The following is a 19,213-nucleotide window of genomic DNA, read 5'->3' on the forward strand; positions in this document are numbered from 1 at the left end:
ATATTTAAAAAGCTATGGTGTTCCCTCGGCAATCATGGCATGCTCGCAAAAATCAAGGGGAGATGGGCAATGATCCTGAAATATGACGAGGTCGTGCGAACGGGCATTGCCAAGCAGGTGTCCGACAATATCCGGTCGGCGATCATGGACGGACGGCTGAAGATCGACGAGCGTCTACCGAGCGAGGAAGAGCTTGCGCGCAGCTTCGGCATCTCCCGCCCGACGGTGCGCGAGGCGTTGAAGCGACTTGCCGCCCAAAACCTCATTCATTCCAAGCGCGGCCCGACCGGCGGAAATTTCGTCAAACGACCCGACCCCGAGGGGCTTTCCAAGGCGATCACCGGTGCGGCGACGCTTCTGGTTGGCATTGGCGCTTTCGATATCGACGAGATCGTGGTGGCGCGTCGCGAAACCGAGACGATCTGCTGCCGGCTGGCTGTCGAGAACCGCAGCGACGAGCACCTTGCCCTGATGGAAGACGAGATCCGGGTTCAGGAAGACGAAACGATCAGCGACGAGGATTTCTGTGCGTCCGACGTGCGCTTCCATCGCGCGCTTGTGGATTCGACCGGCAATGGGCCGCTGAAACTGATGATGTACACCGTCATCGAGTCCTTTATTCCGATCACCAACATGATCGTCTTCCGGGTGCGCGAGCGCCGTCAGGTTGCGGCCTTCCACCGGGAAATTCTCGACGCCGTCCGTCTGAGGGACGCCGACCGCGCGATTGCGGCGCTTGGCGCTCTTCTCGACTATGTCAGCCAGTCCTATGCGACCGCCGTTTCTGCGCGTGAGAGCCGTGCGGCTTCCGCCGGCCACGCTCCCGCGTGAATTCAAACACCATCATCATCCAAGGCCAGGAGCATCACCCAACCATGACCGAAACCTTTACCGCGATCGTCATCGATGCCGTGGATGGAAAGCCGAAGCCGGAATTCCGTGAGCTTTCCCTGTCCGATCTGCCTGACAATGACGTGCTGGTCGAAATCGCGTTTTCGACGCTCAACTACAAGGACGGCCTTGCCGTCTCCGGCAAGGGCCGCATTGCGCGTCGTATGCCACTGGTGGCTGGCATCGATCTCGCGGGTACGGTCGTCGAATCCCGGTCGCCGCTGTGGAAGGCCGGCGACAAGGTCGTGGTCAACGGTTTCGGTCTTTCCGAAACGGAGTGGGGCGGCTACTCGCGCTTCCAGCGCCTGAAGCCTGAATGGCTGATGCGTCTGCCGGAGACATTTTCGTTCGAACAGGCGATGGCTATCGGAACCGCCGGTTATACGGCGGCGCTCTGTGTCAACGTGCTCGAGGATTGGGGCAGCATCAAGCCGGGTGAGGGCGAAGTGCTCGTCACCGGCGCTGCAGGTGGCGTCGGTTCGGTCGCGATCAGCCTTCTGGCGGCGCGGGGTTACAAGGTGACCGCTTCGACCGGACGTCCCGAAACCCATGACTACCTCGCCTCGCTCGGTGCTTCAGCCTTCATCGACCGTGCGAGCCTTTCCGAGAAGGGTGGGCCGCTGCAGAAAGAGCGCTGGAGCGGCGCGGTGGATAGCGTCGGCTCGACCACGCTCGCCAATGTTCTGGCACAGACGGTCTATGGCGGCGGCGTTGCGGCTTGCGGACTTGCCGGCGGTGCGGATCTTCCGGCGACGGTTCTGCCGCATATCCTGCGCGGTGTTGCCCTGCTGGGCGTCGATTCCGTCATGGCGCCCATGGCGAAGCGCGTGCGGGCCTGGCAGACCCTTTCGGAATCGCTCGACATCAAGCATCTCTCGGCGCTCACCACTGTCGAACCGATGTCGAAGCTTCCCGAACTCGCCGACGCCATCGTCGCCGGCCAGATTCGCGGCCGTGTCGTCATCGACGTCTCCCGCTAAGCGAGGTGTCTGCTTTCCGGTCGAGCTTGGTTTTCGTGGGAAAGCAAATGGATTGCCGGATCGAAATCCGGCAGCCCCGGAATGCGCGAGCCGGCGTCTCGAACGCCGGTTGACCGCTTCGTGCCGGGATGCGACATTCCGCCATCATGTTTGCCGGAATGACAAAAGACAAGCGACCGATGACGCTGCTGTGGCTGCAAGCCGGCAGTTGCGGCGGATGCACGATGTCTGTGCTGGACAATGGCGCGCAGGGCTGGGCTCGTGAACTCAAGTCATTCGGCATCGAACTGCTGTGGCATCCTTCCTTGAGCGAAGAGAGCGGTGTCGAGGCCATCGAGATCCTCGAGGCCGTGGCCGAGGGCCGAACACCGCTCGATTTCCTGTGTATCGAAGGATCGATCCTGCGTGGACCCAATGGCAGCGGGTTGTTCAACCGGCTGGCAGGGACGGGACGTACAATGCTGGAATGGGTGACCCGGCTTGCGCCACACGCCCAGTACTGTCTGGCGGTCGGCACCTGTGCGTCCTACGGGGGCATTCATGCTTCGGCGCCCGACCCGACGGAGGCCTGCGGGCTGCAATATGAAGGGTCTCTTTCCGGCGGTGCGCTCGGCGGCGACTATCGTTCGCTTGCCGGCCTGCCGGTGATCAATATCGCCGGCTGCGCGCCGCATCCGGGCTGGATCATGGAAACCATCGTCGGCCTGCAGATGGGCGACTTCGACGAACGCGACCTCGACAGTCTGGGGCGGCCGAAGTTCTATGCCAAGACGCTGGCCCATCACGGCTGCGAGCGCAACGAATATTACGAGTTCAAGGCGAGCGCCGAGAAGCTGTCAGATCTCGGCTGTCTGATGGAACATCTCGGCTGCAAGGCGACGCAGGCGGTCGGCGATTGCAACCAGCGCGGCTGGAATGGCGGCGGTTCCTGCACCCATGGCGGCTTTTCCTGCATCGCCTGCACCTCGCCCGGTTTCGAGGGCACGACCGGTTTTCTCGAGACGCCGAAGGTGGGCGGTATTCCGGTCGGGCTGCCGCTCGACATGCCGAAGGCATGGTTCGTGGCGCTGGCCGCGCTGTCGAAATCGGCAACGCCGGATCGCGTGCGTGAAAACGCAACCTCCGACCGCGTTATCCTCGATCCCAAGCGCAACGGGAAATCAGGCGAATGAGCCGCGTTGTTGCCGGTCCCTTCAATCGTATCGAGGGCGATCTCGAGGTTGCGCTAGACATCAAGGACGGCGTGATCGAGAAGGCCGAGGTCACCACAACGCTTTATCGCGGCTTCGAGCAGATGCTGAGTGGTCGTCCGGGGCTGGACGCGCTGGTGATTGCGCCGCGCATCTGCGGCATCTGTTCGGTGTCGCAGTCGGTTGCTGCGGCCACGGCACTGCGCAATCTCGCCGGCGGCAGGGCAGCTACGAATGGTTATCTGGCGACCAATCTCGCGCATGCGGCGGAAAACATCGCCGATCATCTTACCCACTTCTACCTGTTCTTCATGCCCGATTTCGCCCGCGACGAATATGCCGCCAGAGGCTGGTTCGGGCATGCCGTCGAACGCTTCAAGGCGGTCAGCGGCGGCGGTTCGGCGCAGTTCTTGCCCATGCGCAAGCGGCTGTTGGAAGTCATGGGGGTGATTGCTGGCAAGTGGCCGCATTCGCTCGCCATCCAGCCCGGCGGCACGACGCGTGCGATCGACGTCGGGGAGCGGGTGCAGCTGGCGACCCTTCTGGGCGAGTTCGAGGTTTTCCTCGCGCAGACGCTTTATGGCGCGCCGCTGGAGCAGATGCTTGCCATGGAGACGCCGGAGGAGCTTGAGGCCTATGCGCAGGAACCCGGCGGCGACTTCCGCTTCTTCCTGAGGCTGGCCGACGATCTGACGCTTTCGCGGCTTGGCAAGGGGCCGGGCAAGCTCCTGTCCTACGGCGCCTACCACACGGCGGAAAGCTCGCTGCTGCCGGCGGGTGTCATGCGGGCGGACGGTACGATCTCGCCGCTCGATATCGAGGGCATCTCCGAGGATGTCGCCCACTCCTGGTTCGTGCGGACGGGCGACCGCCCATGGGACGCCGAAACCATTCCCGTTGCGGAGAAGGAAGGAGCCTATTCCTGGGCCAAGGCTCCACGGCTGGATGGCTTTCCGGTGGAAACCGGCGCTGCCGCACGGCTTGCGGTGGCAGGGCATCCGCTGGTTCAGGCGCTGATCGCCCGTGATGGAGGCACTTCCGTCAGAACGCGCGTCGTCGCGCGACTGATCGAGACGGCGCTGCTCGTCTACAGCATGCAGGGATGGCTCCGCCAGCTTCGGCTGAAGGACGAATTCTGCAGCCATTTCGCCCTGCCGGAAGAGGCGAGCGGCGTCGGTCTGGTGGAGGCCGCCCGTGGTGCGCTCGGCCACTGGATGGCTGTGCGTTCAGACCGGATCGAGCGCTACCAGATCATCGCTCCCACCACCTGGAACTTTTCGCCGCGCGATGCCGCGGGTGTTCCGGGGCCGCTCGAAAGTGCGCTTGCCGGTCTCGATACCGGCTGTTTCGGCGCAAAGTCGGCCGCATTGCAGCATGTTATCCGTTCCTTCGATCCCTGCATGGTCTGCACTGCCCATTGACGACGGTCAGGCGGTCATGAAGCCGACAACACGGCTTGCAGCGGTGTAATGCTGCTTTTCATGTTGTCTGCGGCAGCGGATATTTCCTGCGACTCTTTTTCATAAAATAACGCAGTTATATCAATCTCATATCCAGAAAAATCTCGGGTGCATCCAAAGTGGTCCGCTTCTTGCTGTGCGTTGCTTTGACGCAGCCGCGATGAGTTCGAACGGCGCGGCCACGGAATGGAACTGCCGGAGGGATACTTATGGCAACTGCTGAAACTTTCTATGACGTCATTCGCCGCCAGGGGATCACCCGGCGCAGCTTCACCAAATTCTGCAGCCTGACGGCCGCGAGCCTGGGCTTCGGTCCGGGAGCTGCAACCGCCATGGCCGAGGCGCTGGAAACCAAGGAACGCGTTCCGGTCATCTGGATGCACGGGCTGGAATGCACCTGCTGTTCGGAGAGCTTCATCCGCTCGGCCCATCCGCTGGTCAAGGACGTCATCCTGTCGATGATCTCGCTCGACTATGACGACACGATCATGGCGGCAGCCGGTCATCAGGCCGAGGCGATCCTCGAAGAGACCAAGGAAAAATACAAGGGCAAGTATATCCTCGCCGTTGAAGGCAATCCGCCGCTCAACGAGGACGGGATGTTCTGTATCGACGGCGGCCGGCCCTTCGTCGAAAAGCTGAAGTGGATGGCCGAAGATGCCTTCGCCGTTATCGCCTGGGGCGCCTGCGCTTCCTGGGGCTGCGTGCAGGCCGCCAAGCCGAACCCGACCCAGGCCACCCCGATCGACAAGGTCATCCGCGACAAGCCGATCATCAAGGTTCCCGGCTGTCCCCCCATCGCCGAGGTCATGACGGGCGTCGTCACCTACATCACCACCTTCGGAAAGCTGCCGGAACTCGACCGTCAGGGTCGTCCGAAGATGTTTTATTCCCAGCGTATTCACGACAAGTGCTACCGCCGTCCGCATTTCGACGCCGGCCAGTTCGTCGAGGAATGGGACGACGAAGGCGCACGCAAGGGCTACTGCCTCTACAAGATGGGCTGCAAGGGTCCGACGACCTACAACGCCTGCTCCACCGTTCGCTGGAACGGCGGTGTCTCCTTCCCGATCCAGTCGGGCCATGGCTGCATCGGCTGCTCGGAAGACAATTTCTGGGATCAGGGCAGCTTCTATGACCGCCTGACCAATATCCAGCAGTTCGGCATCGAAGCGAATGCCGACAAGATCGGCATGACAGCAGCCGGCGTCGTGGGCGGGGCGATCGCCGCGCATGCGGCACTGACCGCCGTCAAGCGCGTTACCGCCAAGCGCGAAAAAGCCGACGCATAAGAACCAATCCGGGCAGGAAACAGCACCATGACAATCCAGACTCCAAACGGTTTTTCGCTGGACAATTCCGGCAAACGCATCGTCGTCGACCCCGTTACCCGTATCGAGGGTCACATGCGCGTCGAGGTCAATGTCGACCAGGACAATATCATCCGCAACGCGGTCTCGACCGGCACGATGTGGCGCGGCATCGAGGTGATCCTGCGCAATCGCGACCCGCGCGACGCATGGGCCTTCACAGAACGGATCTGCGGCGTCTGCACCGGCACGCATGCGCTGACCTCGGTGCGCTCCGTCGAGAATGCGCTTGGCATCACCATTCCGGAAAATGCCAACTCGATCCGCAACCTGATGCAGCTTGCGCTGCAGGTGCATGACCATGTGGTGCATTTCTACCACCTGCACGCGCTCGACTGGGTGGATGTCGTTTCGGCGATTTCCGCCGATCCGAAGGCGACCTCGGCGCTGGCGCAATCGGTATCCGACTGGCCGCTCTCGTCGCCGGGCTATTTCAAGGACATCCAGACCCGCTTGAAGAAGTTCGTCGAATCCGGCCAGCTCGGCCCGTTCAAGAACGGCTACTGGGGCAATGCCTCCTACAAGCTGCCGCCCGAAGCCAATCTGATGGCCGTGGCGCACTATCTGGAAGCGCTCGATTTCCAGAAGGAAATCGTCAAGATCCACACCATCTTCGGCGGCAAGAACCCGCATCCGAACTGGCTGGTCGGCGGCGTTCCGTGCCCGATCAACATCGACGGTACCGGTGCCGTCGGCGCGATCAACATGGAACGCCTCAATCACGTCACCTCGATCATCGACCAACTGATCGAGTTCAACGACAAGGTCTATGTGCCCGACGTCATCGCCATCGGCTCGTTCTACAAGGACTGGCTTTATGGCGGCGGTCTCTCCAGCAAGAACGTGATGTCGTACGGCGACGTGCCGGAGCATGCCAACGACTATTCCGAGGCGAGCCTGAAGCTGCCGCGCGGCGCGATCATCAACGGCAATCTCGCCGAGGTCCTGCCGATCGACCACGCCGACCCCGAGCAGATCCAGGAATTTGTCGCGCACTCCTGGTACAAATATCCGGACGAGACCAAGGGTCTGCATCCGTGGGACGGTGTCACCGAGCCGCATTACGAACTCGGCCCCAATGCCAAAGGCACGAAGACCAACATCCAGGAGCTCGACGAGAGCGGCAAGTATTCCTGGATCAAGGCTCCGCGCTGGCGCGGCCATGCCATGGAAGTCGGTCCTCTGGCGCGCTGGATCATCGGCTATGCCCAGAACAAGGCCGAGTTCAAGGACCCTGTCGAAAAGCTCCTCAAGGATCTCGACCTGCCGGTCTCGGCATTGTTCTCGACCCTTGGCCGAACTGCTGCCCGTGCACTGGAATCCCAGTGGGCCGGCTACCAGATGCGCCACTTCCAGAACAAGCTGATCGCCAATATCAAGGCCGGCGACAGCAACACGGCCTTCGTCGACAAGTGGAAGCCGGAGACATGGCCGAAGGAGGTCAAGGGCGTCGGTTTCACCGAGGCTCCGCGCGGCGCGCTTGCCCACTGGATCAAGATCAAAGACGGCAAGATCGAGAACTACCAGTGTGTGGTCCCGACCACCTGGAACGGCAGCCCACGCGATCTGGACGGCAATATCGGCGCTTTTGAGGCTTCGCTGCTCGATACGCCGATGGCCAATCCCGAGCAGCCGCTCGAGATCCTGCGTACGCTGCATTCCTTCGATCCGTGCCTTGCCTGCTCGACGCATGTGATGAGCCCGGACGGTCAGGAAATGTCCAAGGTTCAGGTCCGGTGAGGAGGGGTCGCCATGAACACGAACAAGTCATTGGCGGCTGATTCCCATGGGGAAGCCACTGCGCAGGTCGAGACCGTCTACGTCTACGAGGTGCCGGTCCGTATCTGGCATTGGGTGAACGCCTTCGCGATCTTCACGCTGGCGCTCACCGGATATTTCATCGGAACGCCTCTCCCTTCCATGCCGGGGGAGGCCAGCGCCAACTATCTGATGGGTTATATCCGGTTCACGCATTTCGCCGCCGGCCAGATCCTGACGGTCTTCCTGCTGCTGCGCGTCTACTGGGCCTTTGTCGGCAATCCGCATGCCCGGCAGATCTTCTTCGTACCGTTCTGGAGCGCGCAGTACTGGAGGGAATGGTTGCACGAGGTGAAGTGGTACTCTTTCCTCGCGTCGGAGCCGAAGAAATACATCGGCCACAATCCGCTGGCGCAGTTCTCGATGTTCCTCGCCTTCATGCTGCCGCTGGTCTTCATGGTCGTCACGGGCTTCGCGCTCTACAGCGAAGGCACCGGGCGCGACAGCTGGCAGTATGCGCTGTTCGGCTGGGTCTTCTCGATCTGGCCCAACAGCCAGGACGTCCACACCTATCATCACTTCGGCATGTGGGTGATCCTGCTGTTCGTCATGGTGCATATCTACGTGGCCGTTCGCGAGGACATCATGAGTCGCCAGAGCATCATCTCCTCGATGATCTCGGGCGAGCGATTGTTCAAGGACCGGGAGGACTGAGATGGCTGTACAGCCGGATACCGGTTCCCCGCGCATCCTCGTGCTCGGCATCGGCAATATACTCTGGGCCGACGAAGGCTTCGGGGTGCGGGCGGTGGAGGCCTTTCACAAGGTCTACGAAGTGCCTGACAACGTAACCATCCTCGACGGCGGCACGCAGGGGCTTTACCTCGTGCAGTTCGTCAACGAACACGATCGCCTGATCGTCTTCGATGCCATCGATTACGGCCTTGAGCCGGGCACGATGAAGGTGGTGGAAGACGACGAGGTGCCGAAATTCACCGGCGCCAAGAAGATGAGCCTTCACCAGACGGGCTTTCAGGAAGTGCTGAGCGCTGCCGACCTCATGGGCCATTACCCGGAACGCCTGACCCTGATCGGCTGCCAGCCGCTGGATCTTGAAGACTGGGGCGGTCCGCTGACCCCGCCGGTCAAGGCCGTCATTCCGGCGGCCGTCGAGGCGGCGGTGGGCATCCTGCGAAACTGGGGCGTCACGGTCACACGGCGACCACAGGGCGCGGCGGTTCCGCCGCTTCTGGAAAACGACATCGATTTTGAAAGCTACGAGCGGCGCACGGAAGCGGCTGCCCTCAACCCTTGAGGAGACTATCATGAACTATCGCAAACTGGCGCTGACGCTTGCAGTCCTGGCGCTGCCGGGCGTCGCCAATGCGCATGTCGGGCTTCATACGGACGGGGCCATGGCCGGTATCGGCCATCCCTTCAGGGGCCTCGATCATATCCTGGCCATGGTTGTCGTCGGCTTCTGGGCCTCGACGCTCGGCGGGCGCGCCCGCTGGATCGTGCCGGCGGCCTTCGTCTCGGTGATGGCGCTTGGTGGCCTCATGGGCATTTACGGCGTTCCGCTGCCGATGGTCGAAACGGGCATTGCGCTGACGGTTGCCGTGCTCGGTCTGCTGGTCGCTTTCGAAGTCAAGGTCCCGACTGCTGCTGCCGCAGTCATCGTCGGCATCTGCGCTCTCTTCCATGGCCATGCTCACGGTTCCGAATTGCCTGAGATGGCGCATGCCGGCGGCTATGTTGCTGGCTTCATGGCGGCGACCGTCGTCCTGCACCTGATCGGCATCGGGCTCGCATCGCTGCGCTTCGGCAAGGCGGGGCAGATTGTCGGTCGTATCGCCGGTGCGGCGGTCGCCCTTACCGGTGCGGCGCTGATCGCCGGCTGAACCGGAAGGTCCCGGATCGATATCTTCCGGGGGCCGGGAGGCGCAGGTCGCCTCGGCCCCCGTTCTTTGCAATACGAATGATGGAGAACGGATGCCATGTGCATAGGCATTCCCATGCGAGTGGTCGCGGGCGGCGAGTTTGTCGCGCAATGCGAGCGCCACGGTACGATATCCCCGATCTCGCTGATGTTGGTCGGCCCCCAGGAACCCGGAACCTACCTGCTCACCCATCTCGGCACCGCGATGCGCGTTCTCGATCCTGAGGAAGCGCAGGCCATCGACAATGCGCTCACCGGTCTGGCCGAGGCTGTCGAAGGCCGTGACTTCGAAATGCTGTTTGCCGATCTCGTATCCCGCGAGCCGGAACTCCCGGCGCATCTGCGCACGGAGTGAAAAGATAGTTCTCACTATGGAAATTTACTTTCCATTTGGTCGTCGAAAATAATCGGTCGGTCTGAAAATTTCCCTTCCGGAACAATGGAATCCATCTTTGCCCAGTCTGGCACGCCGCTTGCTGATCAGTTCTTGAGAATGTTTTGCACGGCAATCTTGTGGAGGAAATGATGCCATCCCATCTGGTTCGCGCTCTCAGTGAAAGAGCGCAACTGCCCGTCGTCGACGAAACGAATATCGACGCCTTCCTTGCCCCGACTGAAGGCGAGGCGGAGAACACTGTGCTGTTCTTCACCGGTGATCCCGCGCAGCGGCCCGAGGCCGATGACGTGGCCGTCGTGCTTCCGGAAATCCTGCAGGCCTTTCGCGGCCGCCTTCGCGGTGCGGTGGTGAAGCGGAGCGCGGAAGACAAGCTCAAAACGCGCTTCAGCGTCATGGTCATGCCGAGCCTCGTCGTGACCCGTCGCGACCAGCCCGTCGGCGTGCTCGGCAAGATCCGCGACTGGTCCGAATATGTTGAAAAGATCAGCGCATGGCTGTCGCCCGATGCGCCCGTCATTGTTCCCTCCGGCGGGCCTAAGGTCGAAATCACGCATGCCGGCAAGGAGATCGTACGATGAAGGCAGGTTTCTGGGTTTCGCCCGACGGCGATGACGCTCCGATGACGGTGATGGAAATCGGCGCCGAGCCACCGCTTCGCGCAAGAAAGCTGAATTTCCTGGCGACGAGCACTGCAGAGGAGATGATCCGTCGATGTCGGCGGACGGCGGAGCTCCTGCCGGAGCTCGCCGATGCCCTTGCTGTCCAGAAGGCTGACCGTCCGGGCCGGCTGTTCGACATCACCGATTATCCGGAGGATGACAAGGAACTGATCACCCAGACGCTCGGCGAAGGCGAGGTGGCGGGCGTCGCCGTGCTGCCGTCGGGTATCACTGCGCAGATGCAGGAAGCGGTGATGGCCGGTGTTTGGCGCATCCGTTTCACCGATGCCGAGGGACGGCTGGTTGCCGACTATATCGAGGTCGCAAGCATTCCGGCTGCCGTCAGGCAGGCCTGTTCGGCGCTGCCGGCATCGATCGACCATGGTCCGGCTCCTGACGGCACGATGAACGTTATGCCCGTGCTGACCGAGATCGGCGACCGGACCGGTCGTTATCGGGATGGCGATCCTGCCCATATCATCACCTTCTCGCTGTTCCCTATGAGCCCGGAGGACATGAACTTCCTGCAGGAGACGCTGGGTGCTGGACCGGTGCAGCTCACCTCGCGTGGTTATGGTTCGTGCCGCATCGTGGCCACCGGCATCCGCAATGTCTGGTCGGTGCAGTTCTACAACGCCATGGATACGATCATCCTCGATACGCTGGAGATCTGTGACATCCCCGCCGTCGCGATTGCGGCGGAAGAGGATTTTCTCGATTCCGAGGCTCGCCTGCGCGATATCGAGGAGGCCTATTTCAAATGAGCGCGTTCGAGAATTTCGACAGGCGGGAGATCATCTCCGACGGGGATCGCATGGAATGCGGCATCTGCTGGCATGTCTACGATCCCGCGGAAGGCGATCCCGTGTGGCAGATCGAGCCGGGTACGCCGTTCTCGGCGCTTCCTGAGGACTGGCGCTGTCCAAACTGCGACGCGCTGCAGTTGAAGTTCATGAGGCTTGGCGATGCAGGCTGAAACGGCTGCAGATGGGCTGGCCGGTGGCGATCCGGCACAGGAGCTAGGCCAGAGGCTGGAGACGTGCTACCGGCACATCCACGCCACGGCCATGGCCGATGTGCCGATCTGCAATCCGGCGCTCGGCGTGGCGGCAACCGGTTTCAGGATTTATGGCGGGCGAGCCTTCGGCATCGTCACGACGCCCTGGTTCATGAACCTGATCGCCAGCGACTTGCTGGGCGGCACTCCGTCCGCACCCGCAGGCATGGGCATGACCGTACGGATCGGCCTTCCCGCGGGGGAGGTCGATTTCATCGCCGGCGAACTCGAGGGGATCGGCAGGATCGATTCCTGTTCGTTGTTCTCGCCGGTTTTCGAATTCGCCTCGATGGAGGCGGCGGTGGAAACGGCGGAAGAAGCCGTTCGCGCCTTCTTCAATCCTGCAACGCTCGAACCGCCACCTGCGCCGGTCAACCGGCGCGACCTGCTGCGGGGAAATTTTGGCAAGCGTGAGGAGCCGGCGGAATGACGTTCCTTCTCGGAGCAGGTGGCATTACGATCGACGTGACGGTGTCCCGCGCGCTCGCCTGTTCCGTGGCGGTCAAGGCGAAGCGCCCTCAGGGGATCACGCGCATGTTCGTCGGCCGCCGGCCGGACGAGGCGCCGATGCTGGCCGGGCAGGTCTTTTCCCTCTGCGGCTTCTCGCAATCGGTTGCCGCACGGCTCGCCGTGCTCAATGCAGCTGACCTGCCGATGGGTCCCGAGGCACGGCTTCGCGCCGGAGCGGGATTGCTGGCCGAGCGTATCTTCGAATCCGTCCGGGCGTTGATCCTGCATTGGCCCGATCCGTTGTCGGAGCAGGTTTCCGCTGCGGTTGGCAAATATCTGCGCGATGCGCTCGCCGCCTCGCAAGTGATCATTTCCGAGGTCAATGGACCGAGGCTCGACCGGGAAAACCTGGTGGCAGCCGTTGCCCGGCTGACATCTGCCGCTGGCGCTCTCGGCATTCCCGAGACCGGATCGAAGCCGCAGCCGGAGACGGCCTGCGCGGCGATCTTTGCGAAGATCGCCGATGACAGCACTTTTGCTGGCCGGCGTCCCGATCCGTTGGGTTCCACGGATGATGTCGAGGTCATCGCCCGGCTGTGCGAAGAGCCTGAATATGCCGGATTGCCCTATCTTTACGACCGCGTCGCAGAGACCGGAGCCTATGCTCGCCCCCGAGCCACGGCAAAATCCAGCGGCTCTCACCTTGCAGACCGTTTTCTGGCCCGCATCGGCGACGTCCGCCTCTGTCTCGAAGAACTCGAACGGCTGGTGAGAACAGGCAGCCATGACTGGGCCTCGCTTGCCTGCGGCGGTCCGACGCCCGGTTCGGGAGGCTATGGTGCGGTGGAATGCGCTCGCGGGCGGCTCTATCATCAGGCGGAAATCGGCAGCGACGGGCGTCTCTCGGCCTACCGTATTCTTGCTCCGACCGAATGGAATTTTCACCCGGCCGGCCCCTTTGTCGATACGGTGCTTTCATCGCGCATCGGCAAGGGCGAAGAGGCGATAAGGCTTGTCTCGCGGCTCGCCGTCCTGTTCGATCCTTGCGTGGCCTTCGAGGTCGGCGTTCGGGAGGTCAGCCATGCATGAGATGTCATTGATGGAAAGCGTGATCGATATCGCCTGCGAGACCGCGCGCGAGCATGGCGCGGCGCGGGTGAAGTCCATTCGCCTCGATGTCGGCGTGCTCAGCCATGTCGATCCGAGCGCCCTGCTGTTCTGTCATGAGGCCGTACGCCACGGCACGATTGCCGGAGATGCGACGCTGGAGATCAACCGTATTCCCGGGGAGGGCTGGTGCCTCGACTGCGGCAAGACGGTCGCTTTACAGGAGCGGTTCGGGGCATGCCCGGACTGCGGCAGGCACCGCGTCCAGATGACGTCGGGCGATGAATTGAAGATAAGGGATCTGGAGGTTATCTGATGTGTACGGTTTGTGGCTGCGGAACTTCGACCATCGAGGGACACAAGCACGGTTCGGATGCTCAAGGGCATGAGCACCACCATGCCCACGATCACGACCATGACCATGGGCACCATCACCACGGTCATCACGACCATGACCACGGCCACGATGAGCACCATCATCACGATGGGGGCGAGCATGATCATCATCACGCCGAGGATGGCAGCGTTCATTACGGGCAAGGCATTGCCGGGGTTCATGTTCCGGGCATGAGCCAGGAACGCATTATCCAGGTTGAGCGGGATATCCTGTCCAAGAACGATGGCTATGCCGCCGAAAACCGTCGTCATTTCGAGCGTCAGGGCATTTTCGCGCTGAATTTCGTCTCCAGTCCCGGTTCAGGCAAGACCAGCCTGCTGGTGCGCACCATCAGCGACCTTAAGGGTCGTCTCGTCATCAACGTGATCGAGGGCGATCAGCAGACCTCGAACGATGCGGCGCGCATCCGCGAGACGGGCGCCCGCGCGATCCAGATCAACACCGGCAAGGGCTGTCATCTCGATGCCCACATGGTCGGTCATGCGACCGAGGATCTTGCGCCGGAACCGGGTTCGGCACTGTTCATCGAGAATGTCGGCAATCTGGTCTGTCCCTCGGCCTTTGATCTCGGCGAGGCTCACAAAGTGGTGGTTCTCTCGGTGACCGAGGGCGAGGACAAGCCGCTCAAATATCCCGACATGTTTGCCGCCGCCGACCTGATGATCCTCAACAAGTCCGATCTGCTGCCGCATCTGGATTTCAATGTCGGGCTCTGCATCGCCAACGCGCTGCGCGTCAATCCGCGCCTGCAGACGTTGACCGTTTCGGCTCGCACCGGCGAGGGCATGGAAGCCTTCTACGCCTGGCTCGAAACCTCGGCCGCTCGCCGCTCCACCCGGGCGAAGGTGGCTTGAGCCATGACGACTGCGCTCGTACGATCTCTGGAAAGCCCGGTTCGCCGGTTGCGGCTCAGGGTGCGCGGCGTGGTTCAGGGCGTGGGCTTCCGGCCCTTCGCCTACAGGCTTGCGCGCAGCATGGGGCTTTCCGGCTTCGTGCTGAACGACAGCGCCGGCGTGCTGATCGAGATCGAGGGTGCCGATGCCACGGGCTTTGCCGAAGCGATGCGAAGCAAGGCGCCGCCGCTTGCCCGTATCGACGCCGTCGAGGTGATGGAGCTGATGCCGGCTGGTGGCGAGGGCTTCGAGATACTGGAAAGCCTTGCCGGCCGCACGGTCACCCGCATCGGCGCCGATGCCGCGACCTGCGCCGAATGCCTCGATGAACTGAGGGATCCGTCAAGCCGCTTCTTCGGCTATGCCTTCGTCAACTGCACCCATTGCGGCCCAAGATTCACCATTACACGGGCGCTTCCCTATGACCGTGCCCAGACGTCGATGGCGCCTTTTGCCATGTGTCCTGCCTGTGCTGCGGATTATGCCGATCCGGAAAACCGGCGTTTTCATGCCGAGCCGGTCGCCTGTCCCGCTTGCGGTCCGAGGCTCAGCCACCCGATAGTGGACGTTGCGGCTGCCATCGAGGCTGGCGGGATCGTTGCGCTCAAGGGGATCGGCGGATTTCATCTCGTCTGCGACGCCCGCAATGACGCAGCGGTCGCAACGCTTCGCCAGCGCAAGGCGCGCGACGAGAAGCCCTTTGCCGTGATGGTTGCCGATATCGAAGCGGTGCGAAAGCTTTGCGATCTGAGCGAAGCCGAGGAAGCATTGCTGATCTCAGCTGCCCGGCCGGTGGTGCTGGTGGAGGCGCGTGCAGCCGAGCTTTCGCCTCTGCTTGCGCCGAGGCTCAGCCGGATCGGGGTGATGCTTGCTTACGCGCCGGTTCATCATCTGCTGTTCGATGCGCTGGCTTCGATGGATACTGTTCGTCCCGCAGCGCTGGTCGCTACCAGCGCCAATCCCGGCGGCGAGCCGCTGGTTGCTGACAATGTCGGTGCCGAACGTCGTCTCGCCGCCATCGCTGACCTGATCGTTACGCACGACCGCGATATTGCCGTGCGCGCAGATGATTCCGTGATGCAGGTGATCGACGGCGCGCCGGCCTTTGTCCGCCGTGCGCGCGGGTTCGTGCCGGAGCCGGTCGATCTCGGTGAGGACGGACCGTCGGTGATCGCAACGGGAGCCGACCTGAAGAATACCGTCTGCGTGACGCGCGGGCGCGAGGCGTTTCTCTCCCAGCATGTCGGCGGTCTCGACAATGCCGAGGCGATCCGTTTCCAGAATGAGGCAATTGCGCAGCTCTGTTCCATCCTCGACGTGAAGCCGAATTATGCGGTCTGCGATCTGCACCCGGATTTCCGCTCGGTGCGGATGGCCGAAAGCCTCGACCTGCCGGTAATCCCGGTCCAGCACCATCTTGCCCATGTTGCGGCCGTTGCCGCCGAACATCGTCTGTCAGGCCCGGTTCTCGGGCTTGCGCTGGATGGCCACGGTTTCGGCACTGACGGAACGGCCTGGGGCGGCGAGATGCTCATAGTCGATGGTTACAAGTGGGATCGCGAGGGATCGCTTTCGCCCTTGCCTCTGCCGGGCGGAGACAAGGCGGCGCGCGAGCCATGGCGAATGGGTGTCTCTGCTCTCGTCGAGGCTGGCCGCGCCGATCTGGCGAGCGAACTCTGGCCTGGACATTCCGGCGTTTCACAGTTGGTCTCGATGTTTGCCCGTGGCATGCAACCGCCTCGAACGACGAGCCTTGGCCGTCTCTTCGACGCTGCTTCGGCGATTGCGGATGTGCGCCTCGTCCAGAGCTATGAAGGGCAGGCGGCGATGGAGTTCGAGGCGCTGGTCCGCGAACCGGGTCCGCTTGAGGGTGGTTATGCCATCCGTGATGGTGTCCTCGATTTCCGCTCGCTCATGCTGCATCTGGCGGAACAGCGGCCCGGCCCGGCCGAGGCTGCCGATCTTTTCCATGGCACGCTGATTGCGGGTCTTTCTGAATGGGCCGCCGCTGGCGCGAACCGCCTCGGCATCCGGCAGGTCGCGCTTGGCGGCGGATGCATGATGAACCGCATTCTCGCAAGCGGGCTTGCACGAACACTTCGAAACCACGGCCTCGAGCCATATCTGCCACGCCTTGCGCCCGCCAATGACGGCGGCATAGCGCTCGGTCAGGCGGCCTATGCGCGACAGGTCATCATGAATGAACAGATGAAATTGGAAGGAGGCCGGACATGTGCCTAGCGATACCGGTTCAGGTCAAGGAAATCCTGCCCGATGACATGGCGAAGGTGACGCTCGACGGCGTCACGAAGATCGTGTCCATCGCGCTCGTCGATGATGTGAAGCCCGGCGATTATCTGGTGCTGCATGTCGGTTACGCTCTGGCGAAGATCGACCCGGAGGAAGCGGAGAGGACGCTTGCGCTCCTGCGCGAAGCGGCGATGGGAGACGCAGCATGAAATACATCGATGAATATCGCGACGGCAGACTCGCCAAGGATATCGCCCGGCAGATCGCCGCAGCCGTGGACCCTGCGCGTTCCTACCATTTCATGGAATTCTGCGGGGGGCATACCCATGCGATCTCCCGCTACGGCCTCGAAGACCTGCTGCCCGCCAATGTGCGGATGATCCACGGGCCGGGCTGTCCCGTCTGCGTTCTGCCGATCGGTCGCATCGATGCGGCGATTGCGCTTGCCATGCGTCCGGAAATCACGCTCTGCACCTATGGCGACCTGATGCGGGTGCCGGGGTCCAACGGCTCCAGCCTGTTGAAGGCGAAGGCTGCCGGCGCCGACATCCGCATGGTCTATTCCACCCTCGATGCGCTGAAGATCGCGGAAGCCGAGCCCAATCGGGAAGTCGTGTTCTTCGCCATCGGCTTCGAGACCACGACGCCGCCAACGGCGCTGGCGCTCAGGGCGGCGATTGCAAAGCGGCTTCCCAACTTCTCGATCTTCTGCAACCACGTGCTGACGCCGGCGGCGATCCAGAACATTCTGGAGAGCCCCGATGTGCGCAAGCTCGGCACGATCAAGATCGATGGCTTCATCGGTCCCGCCCATGTGAGCACGGTGATCGGCACCGAGCCTTACGAATTCTTCGCCGAGGAATTCCAGAAGCCGGTGGTGGTCGCGGGCTTCGAACCGCTCGACGTCATCCAGGCGATCCTGATGCTGGTGCATCAGGTCAATGACGGCCGGCACGAAGTGGAAAACCAGTATATCCGTGCCGTCACGGCGCTCGGCAACGAGAAGGCGCAGAACGAGGTGGCGAGGTTCTTCGAACTGCGCGAAAGCTTCGAATGGCGTGGCCTTGGTGAAGTGCCCTATGGCGCGTTGCGTCTCAGGCCGGAATATGCCCAATACGATGCCGAGAAGCGGTTCTCGATGGTGACGCCTGCCGCCAAGGACAATCCTGCCTGCGAGTGTGGAGCGATCCTGCGCGGGGTGAAGAAACCGGCGGATTGCAAGCTGTTCGGTACGGTCTGCACGCCGGATACGCCGATGGGGTCCTGCATGGTGTCTTCGGAGGGTGCCTGTGCCGCGCACTGGACCTATGGGCGCTTCCGGGAGAAGGCGCGCACGCAGGATGAGGGGAGGGCAGTGGCATGAATGTGGCGATCAAAGCCTATAAGCGTAAGCTCGACATTACCAATGGCCGGGTGGATCTTTCGCATGGCGCGGGCGGCCGGGCGATGGGGCAATTGATCGAGGGCATCTTTCACAAGGCCTTTGACAATGAATGGCTGAGGGCCGGAAACGACCAGTCGGCCTTCACCGTAGCGGCTGGCCGCATGGTGATGACCACCGACGGCTATGTCGTCTCGCCGCTGTTCTTTCCGGGCGGCAATATCGGTACGCTTGCCGTGCATGGCACGATCAACGACGTCGCCATGGCCGGTGCCGTGCCTCTTTATCTCTCCGCGAGCTTCATCATCGAGGAAGGCTTTCCGCTCGCCGATCTGGAGCGCATCGCCGAAAGCATGGGGGCTGCCTCGCGCGAAGCCGGGGTTCCGATCATTACCGGCGATACCAAGGTGGTGGAGCGTGGCAAGGCCGATGGTGTCTTCATCTCGACCGCCGGCGTCGGCATGGTTCCGGCCGGTCTTGACCTGCGTTCGGATGCGGCGCGGCCGGGCGATGCGGTGATCGTCTCGGGCTCGATCGGCGACCATGGCGTTGCCGTCATGTCGAAGCGCGAGAACCTGGAATTCGATACCGACATCGTCTCCGACAGTGCGGCGTTGCACGGCCTCGTAGCTACAATGGTCGAGGCCAGCGGCCAGCATATCCGCCTGATGCGCGATCCCACCCGTGGCGGCATTGCCGCGACGCTGAACGAAATCGCGCATCAGTCGAAGCTCGGTTTCCATATCGATGAGGAAGCCATTCCGCTGAAGCCGGAGGTTGCGGCGGCCTGCGAGTTTCTTGGGCTCGATCCGCTGAACGTCGCCAATGAGGGCAAGCTCGTGGTCGTCGTTGCGCCGGAGGGTATCGAGGCGGTGCTTGCCGCCATGCGGGCGCATCCTCTGGGGGAGGAAGCCGCACTGATCGGCCATGCCGTGGCCGACGATCATTGCTTCGTGCAGATGGCGACCAGCTTCGGCGGCGGCCGGATTGTCGACTGGCTGTCCGGCGAGCAGCTGCCGCGGATCTGCTGAACG

The 19,213-nt window shown here is 62.5% G+C and carries 21 protein-coding genes; all 21 read left to right on the plus strand.

Annotated features, from left to right (window positions below; translation table 11 throughout):
- Positions 1-69: 69 nt before the first annotated feature.
- The 21 genes from NBH21_RS21860 (at position 70) to hypE (ending at position 19,210) form a co-directional block, all read left to right on the plus strand.
- Positions 70-831, plus strand: a complete 762-nt coding sequence (locus NBH21_RS21860) for a FadR/GntR family transcriptional regulator (RefSeq protein WP_250915060.1) — start codon at positions 70-72, stop codon at positions 829-831.
- Between the two features lie 44 nt (positions 832-875).
- Positions 876-1,871 (plus strand): MDR family oxidoreductase, encoded by a 996-nt coding sequence (locus NBH21_RS21865; RefSeq protein WP_250915061.1) that lies wholly within the window; start codon positions 876-878, stop codon positions 1,869-1,871.
- A gap of 158 nt (positions 1,872-2,029) precedes the next feature.
- A complete protein-coding gene (locus NBH21_RS21870; protein WP_280924246.1) occupies positions 2,030-3,043 on the plus strand; it encodes an NADH-quinone oxidoreductase subunit B family protein in 1,014 nt (337 codons plus the stop codon).
- Positions 3,040-4,482 carry a nickel-dependent hydrogenase large subunit gene (locus tag NBH21_RS21875; RefSeq protein ID WP_250915063.1) on the plus strand — a complete coding sequence of 481 codons (1,443 nt, stop codon included), beginning with the start codon at positions 3,040-3,042 and terminating at the stop codon, positions 4,480-4,482. Before NBH21_RS21870 ends, NBH21_RS21875 begins: the two co-directional genes overlap by 4 nt.
- A gap of 248 nt (positions 4,483-4,730) precedes the next feature.
- The gene (locus tag NBH21_RS21880; protein ID WP_250915064.1) at positions 4,731-5,813 is read left to right on the plus strand and encodes a hydrogenase small subunit; all 1,083 of its coding nucleotides are present in this window, start codon (positions 4,731-4,733) and stop codon (positions 5,811-5,813) included.
- Positions 5,814-5,840: 27 nt separating this feature from the next.
- Positions 5,841-7,631: a nickel-dependent hydrogenase large subunit gene (locus NBH21_RS21885; protein ID WP_250915065.1), complete on the plus strand. Its 1,791-nt coding sequence runs from the start codon at positions 5,841-5,843 to the stop codon at positions 7,629-7,631.
- A 12-nt stretch (positions 7,632-7,643) separates the two neighbouring features.
- The gene (gene cybH / locus NBH21_RS21890) at positions 7,644-8,363 is read left to right on the plus strand and encodes a Ni/Fe-hydrogenase, b-type cytochrome subunit (protein WP_250915066.1); all 720 of its coding nucleotides are present in this window, start codon (positions 7,644-7,646) and stop codon (positions 8,361-8,363) included.
- Position 8,364: 1 nt separating this feature from the next.
- Positions 8,365-8,964 (plus strand): HyaD/HybD family hydrogenase maturation endopeptidase, encoded by a 600-nt coding sequence (locus NBH21_RS21895; RefSeq protein ID WP_250915067.1) that lies wholly within the window; start codon positions 8,365-8,367, stop codon positions 8,962-8,964.
- Positions 8,965-8,974: 10 nt separating this feature from the next.
- Complete coding sequence (gene hupE, locus NBH21_RS21900) at positions 8,975-9,550, plus strand: nickel permease HupE (protein WP_250915068.1); 576 nt, start codon at positions 8,975-8,977, stop codon at positions 9,548-9,550.
- 96 nt (positions 9,551-9,646) lie between these two features.
- A complete protein-coding gene (locus NBH21_RS21905) occupies positions 9,647-9,943 on the plus strand; it encodes a HypC/HybG/HupF family hydrogenase formation chaperone (RefSeq protein ID WP_250915069.1) in 297 nt (98 codons plus the stop codon).
- A 170-nt stretch (positions 9,944-10,113) separates the two neighbouring features.
- The gene (locus NBH21_RS21910) at positions 10,114-10,563 is read left to right on the plus strand and encodes a thioredoxin domain-containing protein (protein ID WP_250915070.1); all 450 of its coding nucleotides are present in this window, start codon (positions 10,114-10,116) and stop codon (positions 10,561-10,563) included.
- Positions 10,560-11,408, plus strand: a complete 849-nt coding sequence (locus tag NBH21_RS21915; protein ID WP_250915071.1) for a hydrogenase expression/formation protein — start codon at positions 10,560-10,562, stop codon at positions 11,406-11,408. Before NBH21_RS21910 ends, NBH21_RS21915 begins: the two co-directional genes overlap by 4 nt.
- Entirely contained in the window at positions 11,405-11,620 is a 216-nt protein-coding gene (locus tag NBH21_RS21920; protein ID WP_250915072.1) for a rubredoxin, read from the plus strand. Before NBH21_RS21915 ends, NBH21_RS21920 begins: the two co-directional genes overlap by 4 nt.
- Entirely contained in the window at positions 11,610-12,131 is a 522-nt protein-coding gene (gene hybE / locus NBH21_RS21925) for a [NiFe]-hydrogenase assembly chaperone HybE (protein ID WP_250915073.1), read from the plus strand. The genes NBH21_RS21920 and hybE overlap by 11 nt, the downstream gene beginning before the upstream one ends.
- Complete coding sequence (locus tag NBH21_RS21930; RefSeq protein ID WP_250915074.1) at positions 12,128-13,240, plus strand: nickel-dependent hydrogenase large subunit; 1,113 nt, start codon at positions 12,128-12,130, stop codon at positions 13,238-13,240. The genes hybE and NBH21_RS21930 overlap by 4 nt, the downstream gene beginning before the upstream one ends.
- Positions 13,233-13,574, plus strand: coding sequence for a hydrogenase maturation nickel metallochaperone HypA (hypA, locus tag NBH21_RS21935; protein WP_250915075.1), 342 nt, complete (start codon positions 13,233-13,235; stop codon positions 13,572-13,574). The genes NBH21_RS21930 and hypA overlap by 8 nt, the downstream gene beginning before the upstream one ends.
- On the plus strand, positions 13,574-14,509 hold the full coding sequence (gene hypB / locus NBH21_RS21940; protein ID WP_250915076.1) for a hydrogenase nickel incorporation protein HypB: 936 nt from the start codon (positions 13,574-13,576) through the stop codon (positions 14,507-14,509). Before hypA ends, hypB begins: the two co-directional genes overlap by 1 nt.
- 3 nt (positions 14,510-14,512) lie before the next feature.
- Positions 14,513-16,789 carry a carbamoyltransferase HypF gene (hypF, locus tag NBH21_RS21945; protein WP_250915077.1) on the plus strand — a complete coding sequence of 759 codons (2,277 nt, stop codon included), beginning with the start codon at positions 14,513-14,515 and terminating at the stop codon, positions 16,787-16,789.
- Positions 16,780-17,007, plus strand: a complete 228-nt coding sequence (locus tag NBH21_RS21950; RefSeq protein ID WP_250915078.1) for a HypC/HybG/HupF family hydrogenase formation chaperone — start codon at positions 16,780-16,782, stop codon at positions 17,005-17,007. The genes hypF and NBH21_RS21950 overlap by 10 nt, the downstream gene beginning before the upstream one ends.
- Positions 17,004-18,161, plus strand: a complete 1,158-nt coding sequence (hypD, locus tag NBH21_RS21955; RefSeq protein ID WP_250915079.1) for a hydrogenase formation protein HypD — start codon at positions 17,004-17,006, stop codon at positions 18,159-18,161. Before NBH21_RS21950 ends, hypD begins: the two co-directional genes overlap by 4 nt.
- Positions 18,158-19,210 (plus strand): hydrogenase expression/formation protein HypE, encoded by a 1,053-nt coding sequence (hypE, locus tag NBH21_RS21960; RefSeq protein ID WP_250915080.1) that lies wholly within the window; start codon positions 18,158-18,160, stop codon positions 19,208-19,210. Before hypD ends, hypE begins: the two co-directional genes overlap by 4 nt.
- Positions 19,211-19,213 lie beyond the last annotated feature (3 nt).

It is taken from the genome of Ciceribacter sichuanensis, from assembly GCF_024055605.1.
Classification (GTDB): Bacteria; Pseudomonadota; Alphaproteobacteria; order Rhizobiales; family Rhizobiaceae; genus Allorhizobium; species Allorhizobium sichuanense.